Source organism: Aureibaculum flavum (assembly GCF_016406085.1).
Classification (GTDB): domain Bacteria; phylum Bacteroidota; class Bacteroidia; order Flavobacteriales; family Flavobacteriaceae; genus Aureibaculum; species Aureibaculum flavum.
The window spans coordinates 143,588-161,464 of sequence record NZ_JAEHFJ010000005.1; the positions used below are offsets into that span (position 1 = coordinate 143,588).

The following is a 17,877-nucleotide window of genomic DNA, read 5'->3' on the forward strand; positions in this document are numbered from 1 at the left end:
ATTATCCAATAATTTCACTTTGTTTTTTATAGAATGTATCTGACTGTAATTTTAATAAGTCTTTAGCTTTTTGCTTTTTGTAGTCGTAAATTTCTTCATCTTTAGCAACATCGTAATATACCTTTTCATTTAAAGTAACGTCTGTCGATAATAAAGCAGCTCGTTGATTCTTTTGTTGTTCAACCCAAACCTTCAAGGCATCTTCCTGCTCTTCATATCTTAAATCATAAGCCCCTTTTGATGCCATAATTTTAGCTAAAACCGGTGCGGTTTCAATAGCTACAAACAATAAAAAAATAAAAAATGAAGGTAACCATGCCAATTCGTCTAAAGCATTAATTCTTGCCATCAATCCGTCAAATCCATCGATAATAGGTTGGTCTCGATTAATTTGCACCTCTTGTTTATTTCTTAAAAGATCTATAGATGCTTCTTTTTCGGAGATACTTATAGAGCTCTCTTTTTTTAGTTGTTGCAGCTCATTAAGTAAAGCATCATGCTTCTCTCTTTTTTCTTTATACACGGGTCCTTTACCAAGCTTTTTTGTACCTGAAGTTCCTTCTGCCTCAGAAATGTAAGTGGTGTATAGATCATTAACTTCTTTTTCTTTAGTGCCAATTTCAATTTTTAAAGCATTTATTTCGGATTGAATTCTCTCAATTTCTGGGGTAAATTGATCTGCTATTTGATTCTTGTTTTGCAGTGTAAGTTCATTTTTTTGTTCCAATAACACTTGATTTATTTCTTTTTCAAATATTTTCATCTCAAGTGGTTTAGAGATAACGATAGCAATAATTATGGCTAGTACAATTCGTGGTGAAGCTTGTAATACTTCTTGCCAAGCATTGTTACGCTTTTTAATTGTAGAAACAATAAAACGGTCTAGGTTAAAAATAAGTAGGCCCCAAACTAAACCAAAAGAGATTGCAATATAAGCATTGTCAAAAACTGTAAATAAAGCATATGAACTGGCAATAAAGGCCATAACAGCAGTGAAAAAAATAGTACCACCAATGCCTGCATATTTTATTTGTTCAGATTTGGGACTTTCATTTAATAAATCAGGATCAGCACCGGAGCACATCCAAAAGAAGTTTTTTATCATAATTAAGGGGATATAATAGTAAAACGATTTTGAAAACCTCATTGTTGTTTAACAGTGAGTGAATTAAATGTTAAAGTTTAAAAGTTATTTTATTTTAAAACGTTAGTAAGTCATGGTAGGAATTTGTTAGAATAAGTTGTTCTATAATAAACTATAAAAACTATAAATGATGACAACAACAACAACATTAGAAATGAAAACTAAAAAAAGTAAATTCAATGCACACATTGCTAAGCAATATAAACGCATGATTTCTAGTAAAAATAGTAAAAGTGAGACTAGTGCTTGGCCATTAGATTTTAATCAATTTGTGTCTAAGAACAATGTATGTCCAGAATCTTGGTCAGTACTTTCGGTGAATCACTAGTTTTAAAAAATTAAAATATTCGTAAAAATAAAAAATCATTTCATAGCCGATGGCTGTGAAATGATTTTTTATGAAAAGGTAGTTTATACTATACCTCGTGTTTTTTTTGTTTTAGTAAAGTTTACTACTAAGAACTTAATTCTGTAAAGTATTTATAAAATAAAGGAATTGTTTCAATGCCCTTTAAATAATTAAATATTCCGAAATGTTCATTAGGTGAATGAATAGCGTCGCTATCTAAACCGAAGCCCATTAAAATAGTTTTACTTTTTAATTCTTGTTCAAATAAAGCTACAATTGGTATGCTACCGCCACTACGTTGCGGTATTGGAGTTACACCGAAACTGTCTTCATAAGCTTTTGCGGCTGCTTTATAGCCAATATTATCTATTGGAGTAACATATCCTTGTCCACCATGATGAGGTTTAACTACTACACGTACGCCTTTTGGAGCAATACTTTCAAAATGTTTTTTAAATAATTCAGTAATTTCAATCCAATCTTGATGCGGTACTAAACGCATCGATATTTTTGCAAATGCCTTACTGGCAATAACTGTTTTTGCACCTTCACCAGTATAGCCACCCCAAATGCCATTAACGTCTAAAGTGGGTCTAATCGAGTTTCTTTCATTTGTCGTATATCCTTTCTCACCATAAACAGCATCAATGTCTATTGCATTTTTATAATCATCTAAAGAAAAAGGAGCTTTAGCCATTTCTGCACGTTCAGCAGCCGATAGCTCTTCAACGTTGTCATAAAACCCAGGTATGGTAATATGATTATCTTCATCGTGTAATGAAGCAATCATTTTTGTTAACACGTTAATAGGGTTTGCTACGGCACCACCATACAAGCCTGAGTGTAAATCTCTATTTGGGCCTGTAACTTCAACTTCAACATAACTTAAACCGCGTAAGCCTGTGGTAATAGATGGTTGTGTATTGCTAATCATGCCCGTATCTGAAATTAAAATGACATCATTAGCTAATTTTTTTTGATTTTGCTTAACAAACCATGCTAAACTTTCAGAACCAACTTCTTCTTCACCTTCAATCATGAACTTTACATTACAAGGCAAATTGTTATTTTCTGTCATGTATTCCAATGCCTTTACATGCATATACATTTGACCTTTATCATCACAAGATCCTCTAGCAAAAATGGCACCTTCAGGATGAATTTCTGTTTTTTTAATAACAGGTTCAAAAGGAGGTGAGTTCCATAAATTTAACGGATCTGGTGGCTGCACATCATAATGACCATAAACTAAAACAGTAGGTAAATTTTTATCAATTATTTTTTCGCCATAAACTATGGGGTAACCTGGGGTTTCGCATATTTCCACATGGTCGCAACCTGCATTTTCTAAAGCTGTTTTAACTGCTTCAGAGGTGTCTATAACATCTTGACTAAAAGCAGAATCTGCACTAATTGAGGGTATTTTTAAAATCTCAATGAGTTCATTTATAAAACGTTCTTTATGTTGTTGTACGTAAGGTTTTAAGTTGTCCATGGTTAGTTTAATGATTAATATACTCAAAAGTAATAAAAATATAAATGAACCGTATGGCTTTTTATAAAGATTGATTATATTTGCACCCCAATTAACAAATTTTATATGCGTATTTGTATAAAATTTTAGAATTATGCAGGTGTGGTGGTCCCAAATTGTCGGGAGGTAGCCAACTTGAATTATTCTAGTACCAAACAAAAATGCAGGCGTGGTGGAATTGGTAGACACGCTAGACTTAGGATCTAGTGCCGCAAGGTGTGAGAGTTCGAGTCTCTCCGCCTGTACAGTAATAGAAGCTTCTTAGAAATAAGGAGCTTTTTTTATGAAATCTATTTTATTCTAAACGAAAGTTCAGGAGAGACGAGAAGCCTGTCCCGAGCGATAGTCGAGGGGAGTCTCTCCGCCTGTACAGTAATAGAAGCTTCTTAGAAATAAGGAGCTTTTTTTATGAAATCTATTTTATTCTAAACGAAAGTTCAGGAGAGACGAGAAGCCTGTCCCGAGCGATAGTCGAGGGGAGTCTCTCCGCCTGTACAGTAATAGAAGCTTCTTAGAAATAAGGAGCTTTTTTTATGAAATCTATTTTATTCTAAACGAAAGTTCAGGAGAGACGAGAAGCCTGTCCCGAGCGATCGTCGAGGGGAGTCTCTCCGCCTGTACAGTAATAAAAGCTTCTTAGAAATAAGGAGCTTTTTTTGTTTTAAAACAATTTTTTAGGAGTCTTTTACGTTATAGTTTTACCTTAAGCAAAACCAACCTAAAAATGAAAAAAAGAGTTGCCAAACTAAGTATCCGTTTTATAAATTATATGATAGCATTACCATTACTAGCTTTATTACTTTTTACGAACCAAAATAAGGAAATGAGTAAATTACTTATGGTTTTAAAAACAAGTACTGAATTTTAATAAAGTATTAATTGAAACTCCAATCTTTATAGCTAGAGCTGGCTTCTAATTTGGCTTCTAAATCATCTGGTAACGCTGGGAAAAAATCAATATTTGTCAATTTTTCAAGATGATCTATTGAAACTACAAAAGTATAGAGTGGTTTTTTTGACGCTTCATGTGGTACTAAAAATGCAATGGCCTTAATCTTAGGTTCAGAATAATCCAGTAGAATTTTATAAAAATGAGTAGGAATTGCAACTTTTTCGTATCCTATTGTTTTTAAATTAGACGATAAAACACCACCGGTAACTACAAATAATTGTTTGTCTTTACTAGCCCAATAACGTGTTTTTTGCTCTAATCTATTCCATACACCTCCATTGAAATCAGCTTTTTGAGGAGAAATGTTCGATGTTAAAAAAGTTTCATCAAAAGCAGTCTTAGAAAATTTCCTGTCTCCGGCAGGACATAAATGACCTTTGGTGTACCCCGATTTTTTATAATTTCTGTAATCTGCTGACTGCGTTTTTACTTTTTTATCTTGAATGAAATAAGGGCGTTTTCTGTTTGAACCTGAAAGATGTTCTTGTGTTAATTCATATGCAACCCATTCTGCCTGCTCATAACTTTCATTGTACGAAAGACTATAATATTGATGGTTAACTATTGTATTTGTAGTTGATGTAGGTAAATAATTAAAACCTGAAACTGCTACTGGGTTTACATCAGTATCTATAGTATCATTCTTTGGAATAAAAAGATACATCACTAAACCCAATAAGAGTATTATAATAGGATAAACAAGGGCTTTTTTTTTCAAACCTATGATTTACTTTTTAAAGGAATTTCTTCAAAATTTTCCGATTTTGTAAGTTCTTTAAAAGTTTTTACCATATCTGCAGGTGGTTGTATTAGTTTTCGTTTGGTTAAATCTAACCAAGCACCCAGAACAATAATTTCAGCAGCTAGTACACCGTCTTCTCTATATATTTTATGTAAGAATTTAAATCGCTCTCCATTTTCAGATAATCCTTCTAAAAATAATTCAATCGTGATGTCTTCCCCTAAATTTACTTCTCTATAAAAAGTAGTTTCTTCCTTAAATAAAATGGGACCGATATTTTCTTTTTGAAATCTATCCATGCCAAAGTTGTGTTCGTTTAAATAACGAACCCTACTTTCTGCCGCGTAATCATTATATGCAGTGTGACGTAAATGTCTATTTGGGTCAAAATCTGACCAACGTGTTTTGAAAGTGTATTTAAAAATCATACTAATTTAATACATTTTTAATGCGTTTAAACGCTTCTTTTAAATCTTCAGTTGATGCTGCATAAGAAAGTCTGATACAATCAGGAGCTCCAAAAGCACCTCCAGTAACGGTGGCTACATTTGCTTTTTCTAATAAAAACATAGAAAAATCTCCAGCATCATTAATAGTTACACCGTCTATGGTTTTTCCAAAATACGAGGATACATCTGGAAATACATAAAATGCACCTTTTGGAGTATTTATATTAATTCCTTTAATTTCAGAGAGTAATTCTAAAACTAAGTCACGCCTTTTATGAAATTCATCAACCATAAATTGAATTTTAGACACCGGAGCATCTAATGCTGCTATTGTTGCACGTTGTGCTATACAATTAGCACCAGACGTAATTTGACCTTGTATCTTAGTGCACGCTTTTGCTATCCAAGCCGGACCACCCATATAGCCAATTCTCCAACCAGTCATGGCAAAAGCTTTAGCAACTCCATTTACGGTAATGGTTCTATCGTACATACTTTCAATACTAGCAAAACTAAAATTAGGTTGGCCATAATTGATATGTTCGTAAATTTCATCTGATAAGATATAGATATTTGGATATTTTTCTAAAATTTTAGCAAATGCTCTATATTCACTTTCCGTATAAACGGTACCACTTGGGTTATTAGGTGAATTAAAGAAAATTAATTTTGTTTTTGGCGTAATTGCAGCTTCTAATTGTTCAGGTGTAATTTTAAAATCTGTATCAATACTAGAAGGTATTTCTTTGTATGTCGCTTCTGCCAAAGTAGCAATAGCTGAATAGCTTACCCAATATGGAGCTGGTAATAAAACTTCGTCTCCAGGGTTTAGTAATACCAATGCTATATTCGCAATAGATTGTTTTGCACCTGTAGAAACTACGATTTGATTTGGACTATAGGTCAAATTATTATCACGCTTAAACTTTCTGCAAATAGCTTCACGAAGATCTAAATAACCATCCACAGGTGAATAAGAGTTGTAATTATCATCAATGGCTTGTTTAGCGGCATCTTTAATAAAGTCAGGTGTGTTAAAATCTGGTTCACCTAAACTTAAACTGATAATGTCTTTACCTTCAGCCTTTAATTCGCGAGCTTTTGCCGCCATTGCTAAGGTTTCTGAAACTGGTAGATTATTAATTCTATCGGAAAGTTGTTGCATAATTGTTTGATAAATATTTAGACAACAAAATTAAAAAGAATAATGTAGAAACAACCTTAAATAATTATTAATTAACTAAAAGTTAGAATTTAAACGAATTACTAATAATAGTGAAAATATTGATGAATGGAATATTGGTATGAGATCTAACGAAAAAACAGCTGCGATATGTCGCAGCTGTTTTTAATTTTTTGTGAATTCTATCTAAGCTATAGAAGGTTTTTTTCCTAAGACTTCTAACTGCTTATAATGTTCAATTACAGCTCTTCTAAACGTTTTATACTCGTTGTAAGGAAGGCTAAATTCTTTAGCAGTGTTTTTTACAATTTCAGCTAATTTTTTATAATGAACATGACTAATATTTGCGAATAAATGATGCTCAACTTGGTAGTTTAATCCACCAGTATAAAAACGCACTAACCAGTTTCTTGGAGCAAAATTAGAAGTTGTAAATAATTGATGAATTGCCCAAGTGTTTTTCATATTACCTACTTCATCAGGCATTGGCATTTCTGTATTTGGCATAACATGAGCCAATTGAAAAATTACACTTAAAATAATACCCGCAGTATAATGCATAATAAAAAAGCCAATAAGCACTTTCCACCAAACAATACCAACAAATAATGGTAAGGCGACCCAAATGGCATAATAAATTATTTTACCAATGATTAATTTTGTCCACTGTGTAGCAGGATGTGGCATTTTTCCATAAGATAACTTACGTTTTAAGTATTGATAAGTTTGCTTAAAATCAGTAGTAATAGCCCAGTTTACGGTTAATAATCCATAAAGAAAAAAGGCGTAATATTTTTGATATTTATGAAAACTATGCCATTTAGCATGTTTTGAAAAACGGATTATTCTACCGGCATCAATATCCTCATCGTGCCCTTGAATATTTGTATAGGTATGGTGTAGTACATTGTGTTGTACTTTCCAGTTGTAATCATTACCAGCAAGGATGTAAATACTACTTCCCATTAATTTATTTACCCACTTTTTACTAGAAAAAGATTCGTGATTGGCATCATGCATTACATTCATTCCAACACCAGCCATGCCAATGCCAACAACGATCATGCAAATAATTTGTGCCCACCAAGCCATAGGTAATGTAAGTACTAAAACTAATGGTGCTATGAGTAAAACAAACATGACAACTGTTTTAATGTATAATTGTCCGTTTCCTGTTTTTTTTATATTTTTTTCTTTAAAATATGTGTTAATTCTCTTATTGAGCGTCCTGAAAAACTTCGCAGAATCTACTCGTGAATATTTTATAGTCGTTTGAGACATGTGTATTAGGTAGTTTAATGAATTGCAAATTTACGCAATTTTTGTTTTTCTGTAGGTTTTTAGCGATGAATTGTTAAATATTTAACAAAAGATGGTAGCTTTGCCGTTTACTATTATGGAAATAATTTCGACATATTTTAAGGAACTTTCTGATGAGCAAATTAGTCAGTTTAAACAATTAGAGCAATTGTATGCATTATGGAATGCACAAATTAATGTAATATCTAGAAAGGATATTGAAACCCTGTATGAAAGACATGTGCTTCATTCTTTGGGTATTGCTAAGGTGCAGCCTTTTGTGCCAAAATCAAAAGTTTTGGATGTAGGTACCGGTGGTGGTTTTCCAGGAATTCCTCTTGCTATTTTGTTTCCTGAAACACGATTTTTATTAGTAGACTCTATTGGTAAAAAAATTAAAGTAGTACAAGAAGTATCTAAGGCGTTAGGACTTCAGAATGTAAAAGCCCAACACATTAGAGCGGAAAGCGTAAAAGGAGAATTCGATTTTATTGTAAGTCGTGCCGTTACTAATATGGACGATTTTGTAAAATGGACCCGTAAAAAAGTAACTAAAAAACAGCGGCACGAACTTAAAAATGGTATTCTTTACCTAAAAGGAGGTGATTTAACTGAAGAGTTAGCTAATTTTCCTAAAGCAACTACCTATAACTTGTCCGATTATTTTAAAGAAGATTTTTTTGAAACTAAAAAAGTGGTGCATTTACCATTGAAGTATAAGCCTTAGGAATTCTAAACGTTTAATTGCTATGAATCTTTTATTTATAGTTGCTATGAAAAAACCAGAAGCACCTTTTGTATAACCTGAAACTTCTGGTATCTTATTTTATACTTTGTTCTTGAAGATTATTAATCTTCTAAATATCCAAACTTGCCATTATTGAAATCATTAAAGGCTTCCATTAACTCTTCTTTCGTGTTCATTACAAAAGGGCCATGAGCGGCAATAGGCTCATCAATTGGTTCGCCGCTTAATACTAAAACAATAGCATCATCTATGGCTTCAATCTCAAAATTTTCACCATCGGTAGCCATGAGTGCTAAATGGTCTGTTGGAGCTTTTTCATTACCATTAATTAAAATGCTGCCTTCCACAATAAGTAATACAGTGTTATAGTTGGCAGGAAAATGAAATGTAGCTTTGCCACCTTTGTTCAATTTTGCATTTAACATATGCAATGGTGTAAATGTTGAAGCAGCTCCTTTTATACCTTTATATTCACCTGCAATTACTTCAATTTGTCCAGCATTATTTTCTAATAAAAAACGGTTAATGGCTTCGTTTTTTATGGCTTGATACTTTGGAGCACTCATTTTGTCCTTTTTAGGTAAGTTTACCCAAAGTTGTACCATTTGAAAATCGCCACCCGTTTTACTCCATTCTTCTTCATGGTATTCTTTATGTAAAACACCACTTGCTGCAGTCATCCATTGCACATCACCTTCTTCTATAACTCCACCACCACCGCTACTGTCATGATGGGCCACCTTGCCTTTATAGGCTATAGTAACGGTTTCAAAACCTCTATGAGGATGCACACCAACCCCTTTTGGTTTATGAGAAGGAGGGAAGTGGTAGCTCGAATTGTAATCTAACATTATAAACGGGTTCATCCGTTGCATGTCAAGTCTAAATCCACTAGGGATAAAGTTATGTACACGAAAGCCATCTCCAACAAAATGTGGAGCTTTTGGACTGGCTACTAATTCTACTGTTTTTGTTTTCATATCATTTAATTTTATACCACAAATGTACAATGAGCAAAAAACTTGTGCATTGATGTATGATAAGAACTACTCTTTAAAATTTTTATGAGCCAATTCTTTGCGGACTCTACTTAGGCTCTCTGGGGTAATACCTAAATAAGAGGCGATCATTGTTTGCGGAACTCTCAAAAGTATGTCCGGGTACATTTTAACAAATTGTAAATACCTGTCTTCCGCAGCAGCACTTAGTAATAAATTAATTCTGTTTTGTAAATGAAGAATATGATTGTGTAATAATTTATTGTTGAAATCGGTAAATGAGGGTATTTTCTTAGCAAGTAATTGAATGAAATTTTCATCTATCATTGCTACTTGACTTTCTTCCAATGCTTGGATATAATATGCGGAAGGTCTATTAAAATATGCACTTTCTCTATCGGTTACAAACCAATTTTCAGGAGCAAAAGAAAGTATGTGTTCTTTGCCTTTTTCGTCAATTGAATATTGTCTCAATAATCCTTTCTCTACAAAAAAGGTATGCTTACAGTGTTCGTTTTTTTGTAATAAGAACTCGTTTTTTTTAACCCTTTTAATAGTGCAGTTATCTACTATTGACAAAATGTCCTTTTCGTCAATATCAAGATTTGAAGTCAAGAACATTTTAAGATTAAAAGTATTCATCTTATCTTCGTTTAAGAATTAATTTGCCTCTTCATGTTCTGTAACATCATCTTTATTCCATCCCGTTAATCCAGCAGAAACTACAAACTTCATTACATCACTAGAGTTTATATCTACTGTTTTAATATTGGCTCGAGGTACAATAAATAATTCACCAGAAAAATTATAAGAATGAGGAAAATAGACAGCAACCTTATCCATTTCTCCTAATAGCTCTAAATTCTCTTCTGTTATAAATCCTAATTTTTCTAAATCAGAATTTAAGTTAACTTTAACGAGTACTGGTTTGCTAAATTTCTTTTCCTTACCTACAAAAGCTGAAAACAAGTCATTAAAAGCAGAGTAGATAAAATTTAACAACGGAACACGTTCAATCAGGTTTTTAAACAATTTTCGTAAAGGATCGGCAATAATTGTCCGTCCTAAAAAACCTACGAAAATTAAAAATAATATAAGCGTTAAAACGCCTAAGCCAGGAATTTTAATATCAAAAAATTTAAGTAATAAGTCTTGTAACAAACCATCTGAAAATGTAAAAACAGCATAAATAATGTATGCAGTTATACCCAAAGGAGCAATATATAATAAACCTTGTAAGAAATAATTGACTAGTTTTTTCATCTGTTAATATTTATAATTTTTTATAGGTTATATGGAACGCTATTTTTAATCTTTAGTTTGGTGTAAAGGTATATAATAATGGCATTTCATGATAATGAAATAAAAGGGTTGGTTTTTAATTGGAAACTCTAGTTATGGCGTGAATTTCTATAGGTTCTAAAAGTTGTTGGTTTTTATTTTTTTGAGATTGAATTTTTAAAACGACATCCATCCCCTTTGTAACTTGGCCAAAAGCAGCAAAACCGTGCCCGTCTGGATTTCGTTTTCCACCAAAATTTAGTTCAGGTTGCTCATTTATGCAAATAAAAAAGCTACTTGTAGCACTGTTCGGTTCGCTTCTAGCCATTGATATAGTCCCGTTTTTATGTAAAACTTCAGTTTCTGCGGTAGTTTCAATTTTTATTGGTGCTCGTACAGTTTCTTCAGTGATGTTACCTCCTTGAATTACTTGAATTTTTATGGTCCGTTCAGCTTCGTTTTCTTTAGTACAGGTTCTAAAAAAGCTACTATTGTTATAAGCAGTACTATCTACATATTGCAAAAAATTTTGAACGGTAATTGGTGCTTTATTATCATACAATTCAATTTCAATCTCACCCAAAGAGGTCTCAATTAAGCATTTCGTTTGTTTTTGAGATTGGATGGTCTGAATAGTTAATAAAAGTGCAACTAATAGTATTACTTTTTTCATAGAGTTTCTTTAGCGTTTAAAATTAGTAATTTAATTAGCTAATTATGAAAATGAGACTGTTTATTAATAAAAAAAACCACGGCAATTGCCGTGGTTGTAATATAAATATCAAGAACCTACTTTTTTATAAGTCTATAATTTATGCTTTTGTTTTCAGTGTTATTTAATTTAACCAAATAGATACCTGAAGTTATCTTGTTTAAGTTTATTACATAATTGTTAGCATTTGGTTTTGCTTGATAAACTTCTTGTCCTAGGGTATTGTAAACAGAAATAGCAGTAATTATTTCTTGAGAAGAAATGGTTAATTGCTCATCAATTGAAATAGGATTTGGATATAATTTTATATTCTCTAAAGAAAAATTATCTACACTAAGTGCCGCTGAGGGTAATTTTCTAATTCTATGATTTTTATAGTCACCTACAATCACATTTCCTGAATTGTCAATAACGACATCTACTGGTTGATTTAATAAAGTAGCGGTGCCCACCAATCCATCACCATTGAAACCACCAGAATTAATTCCTGTTGCTCCAGATCCAATTATAGTGTTTATAATACCGTCAGTGGTTATTTTTCTAACTCTTTGATTATTTCCGTCAACCACATAAATATTTCCACTATTATCTATAGTAATTCCACTAGGTTCATATAATTCAGCATCAATTGCCAATCCGCCATCTCCACTAAATGGTTGAAAACCACCTTTACCAGCAATCGTAGTAATTATGCCATTAGTATCTATTTTCCTAACTCTGTAATTATTTCTATCTGAAAAATAAATATTTCCTGAAGTATCTACGGTTATTCCACTTGGGCTTTTTAACTCCGCTTGGGTTGCTAAACCACCATCTCCACTAAAACCATATACTCCGGTGCCAGCAATCGTATTAATGATTCCGTCAGTTGTTACTTTTTTAATTTTATGATTTTGCCAATCAGAAATATAAATATTTCCAGATGCATCAACGGCAACATATTGAGGAGTGTTTAATTGTGCAGAAGTGGCAGGTCCGCCATCTCCACTATCTCCATTAGTGCCATTTCCTGCTACAGTTGTGATAGTGCCATTTGTGTCTAATTTTCTTACTCTATCATTTGCTCTATCAATAAAAAAAATAGTACCACTTGCGTCAACGGTTAATCCATGCGGTGTATTTACCTCTGGAAATTCTATAATATCTGAAATAATACCATTAACGTCTATTTTTCTAATAATACTGTTTGTAATTTCAGAAAAATATATGTTTCCAGCGTTATCAATAGCTATTCCAGTAGGGTAACTAAGGTCTGCATCTGTAGCTAATCCTCCAATTACATCATGTCCATTGGTTCCTCCCCCTGCAATGGTTGATACATTTCCATATTGTGAAAATGAGTATTGAACAGTTAAAAATAGAATCAAAAAGTAAAAGTGTTTCATATAAAAGTGTTTTAAAATTTAGGTAACAAAAGTATCTGTTTTTATTTGTCTTTGAAATTTATAATAAGAAAACCCTTCATTAAAATTTAATGAAGGGTTTTTAGAATGAAAGCTTTTATAAGCGATTAGATTTACTCACCTAAAAAAGGATATTTATAATCTGTAGGCGTTACAAAAGTCTCTTTAATGGTACGGTTACTAACCCAACGCAATAAATTCCAAATTGAACCAGCTTTGTCATTTGTCCCTGAAGCTCTCGCTCCACCAAAAGGTTGTTGACCTACGACAGCTCCTGTTGGTTTATCATTGATATAGAAATTACCTGCAGCATTTTCTAGTGCATTTGTAGCGTAATCAATAACATATCTATCTGCACTGAAAATAGCTCCAGTTAATGCATATTCAGAAGTTTCATCAACTAATTTTAATGAATTCTTCCAGTCTTTATCATCATAAACATAAATGGTGATTACCGGGCCAAATAATTCTGTACACATGGTAGTGTACTTTGCATCTTTGGCTAAAATAACTGTAGGTTCAATAAAATAACCTTTTGATTTATCATGATTACCACCGGCTACAATTTCTGCATCTTTATCTTGTTTTGCTTGATCAATAAAGCTTGAGATTTTATCGAAAGAAGCTTCATGAATTACTGCATTTACAAAATTTGAAGTATCGTCTGGGCTACCTACTTTAATTGATTTTAAATCGGCAACGACATATTTTTTAACATCAGCCCATAAGCTTTCCGGAATGTATGCTCTAGAGGCTGCTGAACATTTTTGTCCTTGGTATTCAAATGCTCCTCTTGTAATTGCTGTTGCAACCTGTTTTGCGTTAGCAGAAGGGTGACTCCAAATAAAATCTTTTCCTCCTGTTTCACCAACAATTCTCGGATAGGTTTTATAGTTACCAATGTTTTCACCAATTTGCTTCCATAACATTTTAAATACATGCGTTGAACCTGTAAAGTGAATGCCAGAAAATTCGCGATGGCTTAAAATAGTATCACTAATCATAACAGGATCTCCGTAAACTACATTTATTACGCCATCAGGTAAACCTGCTTCTTTAAACAATTCTACAATTACTTGAGCAGAATATATTTGATGATCAGAAGGTTTCCATACACAAACATTACCCATCATTACTGGTGCTGCACATAAGTTTGCTGCAATAGAAGTAAAGTTGAAAGGAGTGATAGCATAAGTAAATCCTTCTAGAGGTCTATATTCCATTCTGTTCCAAATACCAGGACTTGAAATAGGCTGATTTGCATAAATTTCTGTCATAAATTCAACATTGAACTTAAAGAAATCTATCATTTCACAAGCGGCATCGATTTCAGCTTGCATTACGTTTTTAGATTGACATATCATTGTAGCCGCATTCATTCTGTCTCTATACGGTCCAGCAAGTAGTTCAGCTGCTTTTAAAAAGATAGCAGCACGGTGTTCCCAAGGTGTCTTAGACCATGCGTCACGAGCTTCAAGTGCATTGGCAATTGCTTGTTCAACATGTGTTTTTTCCGCTTTATGATACTGCCCAACAGTATGTTGGTGGTCATGTGGTGGGTGAATAGATACAGTATTACCCGTTCTAATTTCTTTTCCTCCAATGTAAAAAGGGATATCCGCTTTTTCATTGTACATTTTTTTATAAGTATCTAATAAACTCTTTTTTTCAGGGCTATTAGGTGCATAAGTTTTTACAGGTTCGTTTACTGCTTTGGGTACATTATAAAATCCGCTTGCCATATGTAATGTGTTTTTATAAAATTCAACTAATTTTGTCGCAAAGTTACAAATAGTAAATAACAAAAACGAAGCACTAATTGTAAATTCTAGAACCCTATTTACAGGGGTGTGTTTTTTACGGTTTAGCGTGTTTTGCACCATTTAATTTTGTGTCATTTTTGTACTAAGATTTTAAAACTATAAACTCATAACAAAGAAGTATGTGTACGGTTACCTTTCTTCCTTTAAATAAGACGGATTTTATCTTGACCTCGAGTAGGGATATTCCGTTTTCTCGTCAAAAGGCATTACCGCCGAAAGCGTATGAAGAAGATGGTGTAAAACTTAGCTATCCAAAAGATGGAAAGGCAGGTGGTTCATGGATAGGTACAAGCTCTAAAAATAGGTTAATCTGTTTGTTAAATGGTGGGTTTGTCGATCATATTTCTTTAATAAATTATAAAATGAGTAGGGGGTTAATTGTAAAAGAGCTCCTTAAGGTTGAAAATATCCAAAATGGGTTAGAAGCATTAAATCTAATAGGAGTAGAGCAATTTACTTTAGTTATTGTTGATTGGAATAAAACGTTAGAGTTGATTGAGTTTGTTTGGGATGGAGAAAATAAATATATAAAAAACATGGAGTTAGAGCCGCAAATTTGGTCTTCTTCAACATTATATGACGATAGGGTAAAACAATTACGACGGAATTGGTTTGAGCAATGGCAACAGGTAAATAAAATAAATCAAGAAAATATATTAAAGTTTCATCATAATGCAGGTATTGGAGACCCCACTATTGATGTAATGATGGATAGAAAATTAGGAGGTACGGTAAGTATTACTTCCGTTTATAAAGAAAAAAAATGTTTAGGTATGGTTTATGAAGATGTAAAAGAACACGAGAAATCTAAATTAATAATTGAATAGTGTAATTCAAATAAAAAAAGTACGTTATACATCGTACATAATATTATGATAAAAAAAATTAATTACATTTTTGTTTTTGCTTTGCTGTTCATTTGTACAAGCTGCTTCGAAATTATTGAAGAAGTTAGTTTAAATGAAGATGGCTCAGGTAAAGTTACGTTAACACTAAACCTAAGCAGAAGTAAAACCAAGATAAATTCGATAATGTTATTGGATAGCGTTAATAATTACGAAGTTCCTTCAGAGCAAGAAATCAGACAGCATTTTGCTGATATGGTAAAAACAGTAAAAAATACTGGAGGTATAACTAATGTAACCAATTCTATAAATCTAGAAGATTATATTTTTACGCTTTCATGTGATTTTAATGATGTTGATGCTCTAAATATGGTCGTTTCAAATTTCAGCTCTAAAGAAGAAGCAAAAAGGATTAAGAATCATAAGCATTTTAGTTATGATAAAAATAATCAGCTTTTTACGAGGAGCTATCATTACGATTTAGCTAAAGAAATTAAAAAAACAAAAATGGAAGATAGGGAAGTTTTTAAAACAGCATCCATTACAACCATATATCGTTTTCCTAAGGGAATAGCTTCTAGCAGTAATAACGCAGCAAAAATTTCAAAGAGTAAAAAAGCAATCATGTTAAAAATATCTGCACAAGATATTATCAATCAGAATAAATCAATTAAAAATCAAATCAAATTACAGAAATAAAAATCACTAAAATTAGTATATGAAAAAGATAATGCTAACCCTAGCCCTAGCTGCAACAACGTTTAGTTTTGCACAACAATTAGAAAGTAAGATACCTGCAAATGCACAAGCTGTAATTTCAGTTAATGGTAATAATATTTTTGACTTAATTTCCTTAACAGATTTTGATACCAATGCATTAGGTAAAGAAATGATTAAGGAATTTAAACGAGAAAATGAAGACTTCAATGGTTTAGCCGACTTTGGCGTTGATTTAGAATCTAAAGCATTTTATTTTTACCAACCTTCAGATAGTATTTCTTATCATAGTTTTATTCTAAAAATTAAAGATAGAAAAAAATTTGAGGCAATTTTCAATGCTTCAAGTAAAGAAGAAATTGTTAAAAAAGGAAACATAAGTACGTTTGCCGATCATAATACGGCTATTATGTGGAATGATAACATGCTATTGTTTATAGGCGGAGATAAGTCTTATAGTTATTTTGACGAACATAAAGAAAGACTTATGAATGAGTTTGGAGGTGAGGATCAAGATTTTTACGATGTTAAAAAAGTAGTCGTAGCTCAATGGATTTCAAATTATTCTAGTACAATATTCAATTACAATGGAGCTTCAATACTTTCTAATAAAAGCTATGTAAAAACGATTGATAAAAATGCCGAAGCATCAGCATGGGTTAATAGTTATGGTGAATTAATGAGTGGTGTTATGGGAGGATTTAGTTATTATATGGGTGGTTTAAAACCCAACTATAATAATTTAGGGTTCGGAACCATGAGTGCTCATTTGTATTTTGAAAAAAATGAAGCAAAAATAACCACTAACATGGAGGTTAATGATACTTGGAAAAAGGCATTTAAGAATATCTATAAATCAAAAATTGACCAATCATTTTTTAAGTACTTTAATGAAAATGAAATTATTGGTTATACCAGTGTTGCAATGAACACTGAAGCTGTTTTAGATGAATATCCTAATTTAATTAGTCAAATTTATGGAGGTATGTTACCAGACTTTAGAGAAGAAATGGAAGTTGGTACAGAATTGTTTTCAGTGCTTATAGACGAAGAGGCCGTTGGCGATTTAATTACTGGTAATATGCTATTTGTTTTAAATGATTTGGGAGAAAAGGAAGTTACTTATACTACTTATGAATATGATGATGACTATAAAGAAACCGAAGTAACAAAAACGAAAACGGAAATGAGTCCTGAATTTACATTTATGGTAGGTTCTGAAAATGAAAAATTACTTTATAAGTTAATTAAGTTAGGGGTTAAGCACAAAGCATTAGAGCAAAACGCGAATTATTATAAACTGAATTTGCCGAATAAAACACCATTTGACCTGTATGCAGTAATTAAAGATGGAATTGTATTTATTACTTCTTCAGAAAAACAATTGGCAAATATAATTAGCCCTAATCCTGTTTCATTTACAGGAGAACATAAAAAGTTGATTCGTAAAAATGCAGCGGTTATGTATTTGGATGTTAAAAAATTATTAGCAAAAATTCCAAGTGAAGATTTAAGTCGCGATGAAAAGAAGATGTTCTCATTTGCTAATGACAACATAAACAATGTTCATTATAAAACAGGTAAAATGAAAGGTAATAGTATGGTTTCCGAATTTGTAGTTGATACAGCAGATAATCGTGAAAACTCACTAAAAGTATTGTTAGATTTTATGGATTTTATGATGAAGTAATAGCTTAA

Annotated in this window: 18 protein-coding genes and 1 tRNA gene; 7 read left to right on the plus strand and 12 right to left on the minus strand. The window is 32.2% G+C overall.

Annotated features, from left to right (window positions below; all coding sequences use genetic code 11):
• Position 1: 1 nt before the first annotated feature.
• A complete protein-coding gene (locus JBL43_RS11490; RefSeq protein ID WP_198841585.1) occupies positions 2-1,105 on the minus strand; it encodes a DUF4407 domain-containing protein in 1,104 nt (367 codons plus the stop codon).
• Positions 1,106-1,271: 166 nt separating this feature from the next.
• On the opposite strand from JBL43_RS11490, the gene JBL43_RS11495 reads away from it, so the two are divergent.
• Positions 1,272-1,472 carry a hypothetical protein gene (locus tag JBL43_RS11495; protein ID WP_198841586.1) on the plus strand — a complete coding sequence of 67 codons (201 nt, stop codon included), beginning with the start codon at positions 1,272-1,274 and terminating at the stop codon, positions 1,470-1,472.
• 127 nt (positions 1,473-1,599) lie between these two features.
• Here the strand turns inward: JBL43_RS11495 and JBL43_RS11500 are convergent, their stop codons facing one another.
• Positions 1,600-2,988: a dipeptidase gene (locus JBL43_RS11500; protein ID WP_198841587.1), complete on the minus strand. Its 1,389-nt coding sequence runs from the start codon at positions 2,986-2,988 to the stop codon at positions 1,600-1,602.
• 202 nt (positions 2,989-3,190) lie between these two features.
• Here JBL43_RS11500 and JBL43_RS11505 point away from each other — a divergent pair.
• Positions 3,191-3,272, plus strand: a tRNA-Leu gene (locus JBL43_RS11505).
• A gap of 479 nt (positions 3,273-3,751) precedes the next feature.
• The gene (locus JBL43_RS11510; protein ID WP_157972798.1) at positions 3,752-3,895 is read left to right on the plus strand and encodes a hypothetical protein; all 144 of its coding nucleotides are present in this window, start codon (positions 3,752-3,754) and stop codon (positions 3,893-3,895) included.
• Positions 3,896-3,902: 7 nt separating this feature from the next.
• Here JBL43_RS11510 and JBL43_RS11515 read toward each other — a convergent pair whose 3' ends face one another.
• The 4 genes from JBL43_RS11515 to JBL43_RS11530 all read right to left on the minus strand — a co-directional run bounded on the left by JBL43_RS11515 (position 3,903) and on the right by JBL43_RS11530 (position 7,634).
• Entirely contained in the window at positions 3,903-4,697 is a 795-nt protein-coding gene (locus JBL43_RS11515; protein WP_233098764.1) for a DNA/RNA non-specific endonuclease, read from the minus strand.
• Positions 4,698-4,699: 2 nt separating this feature from the next.
• Positions 4,700-5,149 carry an acyl-CoA thioesterase gene (locus tag JBL43_RS11520; protein WP_198841588.1) on the minus strand — a complete coding sequence of 150 codons (450 nt, stop codon included), beginning with the start codon at positions 5,147-5,149 and terminating at the stop codon, positions 4,700-4,702.
• 1 nt (position 5,150) lies between these two features.
• Positions 5,151-6,335, minus strand: coding sequence for a pyridoxal phosphate-dependent aminotransferase (locus tag JBL43_RS11525; RefSeq protein WP_233098765.1), 1,185 nt, complete (start codon positions 6,333-6,335; stop codon positions 5,151-5,153).
• Positions 6,336-6,539: 204 nt separating this feature from the next.
• Positions 6,540-7,634 (minus strand): fatty acid desaturase family protein, encoded by a 1,095-nt coding sequence (locus JBL43_RS11530; protein WP_198841589.1) that lies wholly within the window; start codon positions 7,632-7,634, stop codon positions 6,540-6,542.
• A 115-nt stretch (positions 7,635-7,749) separates the two neighbouring features.
• On the opposite strand from JBL43_RS11530, the gene rsmG reads away from it, so the two are divergent.
• The gene (rsmG, locus tag JBL43_RS11535; RefSeq protein ID WP_198841590.1) at positions 7,750-8,379 is read left to right on the plus strand and encodes a 16S rRNA (guanine(527)-N(7))-methyltransferase RsmG; all 630 of its coding nucleotides are present in this window, start codon (positions 7,750-7,752) and stop codon (positions 8,377-8,379) included.
• 122 nt (positions 8,380-8,501) lie between these two features.
• Here the strand turns inward: rsmG and JBL43_RS11540 are convergent, their stop codons facing one another.
• From JBL43_RS11540 to pruA, 6 genes are all read right to left on the minus strand, one after another.
• Positions 8,502-9,380: a pirin family protein gene (locus JBL43_RS11540; protein ID WP_198841591.1), complete on the minus strand. Its 879-nt coding sequence runs from the start codon at positions 9,378-9,380 to the stop codon at positions 8,502-8,504.
• Between the two features lie 66 nt (positions 9,381-9,446).
• Positions 9,447-10,040, minus strand: coding sequence for a Crp/Fnr family transcriptional regulator (locus JBL43_RS11545; protein WP_198841592.1), 594 nt, complete (start codon positions 10,038-10,040; stop codon positions 9,447-9,449).
• 18 nt (positions 10,041-10,058) lie between these two features.
• Positions 10,059-10,661, minus strand: a complete 603-nt coding sequence (locus tag JBL43_RS11550) for a DUF502 domain-containing protein (protein WP_198841593.1) — start codon at positions 10,659-10,661, stop codon at positions 10,059-10,061.
• A 115-nt stretch (positions 10,662-10,776) separates the two neighbouring features.
• Positions 10,777-11,352 carry a peptidylprolyl isomerase gene (locus JBL43_RS11555; protein WP_198841594.1) on the minus strand — a complete coding sequence of 192 codons (576 nt, stop codon included), beginning with the start codon at positions 11,350-11,352 and terminating at the stop codon, positions 10,777-10,779.
• A 116-nt stretch (positions 11,353-11,468) separates the two neighbouring features.
• Positions 11,469-12,776, minus strand: coding sequence for an NHL domain-containing protein (locus tag JBL43_RS11560; RefSeq protein ID WP_198841595.1), 1,308 nt, complete (start codon positions 12,774-12,776; stop codon positions 11,469-11,471).
• Positions 12,777-12,907: 131 nt separating this feature from the next.
• Positions 12,908-14,536 carry an L-glutamate gamma-semialdehyde dehydrogenase gene (gene pruA, locus JBL43_RS11565; RefSeq protein WP_198841596.1) on the minus strand — a complete coding sequence of 543 codons (1,629 nt, stop codon included), beginning with the start codon at positions 14,534-14,536 and terminating at the stop codon, positions 12,908-12,910.
• A 200-nt stretch (positions 14,537-14,736) separates the two neighbouring features.
• On the opposite strand from pruA, the gene JBL43_RS11570 reads away from it, so the two are divergent.
• From JBL43_RS11570 to JBL43_RS11580, 3 genes are read left to right on the plus strand one after another with little or no spacing between them, the layout of a single operon-like run.
• Positions 14,737-15,444, plus strand: coding sequence for an NRDE family protein (locus JBL43_RS11570; RefSeq protein ID WP_198841597.1), 708 nt, complete (start codon positions 14,737-14,739; stop codon positions 15,442-15,444).
• 45 nt (positions 15,445-15,489) lie between these two features.
• Positions 15,490-16,161: a hypothetical protein gene (locus tag JBL43_RS11575; protein WP_198841598.1), complete on the plus strand. Its 672-nt coding sequence runs from the start codon at positions 15,490-15,492 to the stop codon at positions 16,159-16,161.
• A gap of 19 nt (positions 16,162-16,180) precedes the next feature.
• The gene (locus JBL43_RS11580) at positions 16,181-17,869 is read left to right on the plus strand and encodes a hypothetical protein (RefSeq protein ID WP_198841599.1); all 1,689 of its coding nucleotides are present in this window, start codon (positions 16,181-16,183) and stop codon (positions 17,867-17,869) included.
• Positions 17,870-17,877 lie beyond the last annotated feature (8 nt).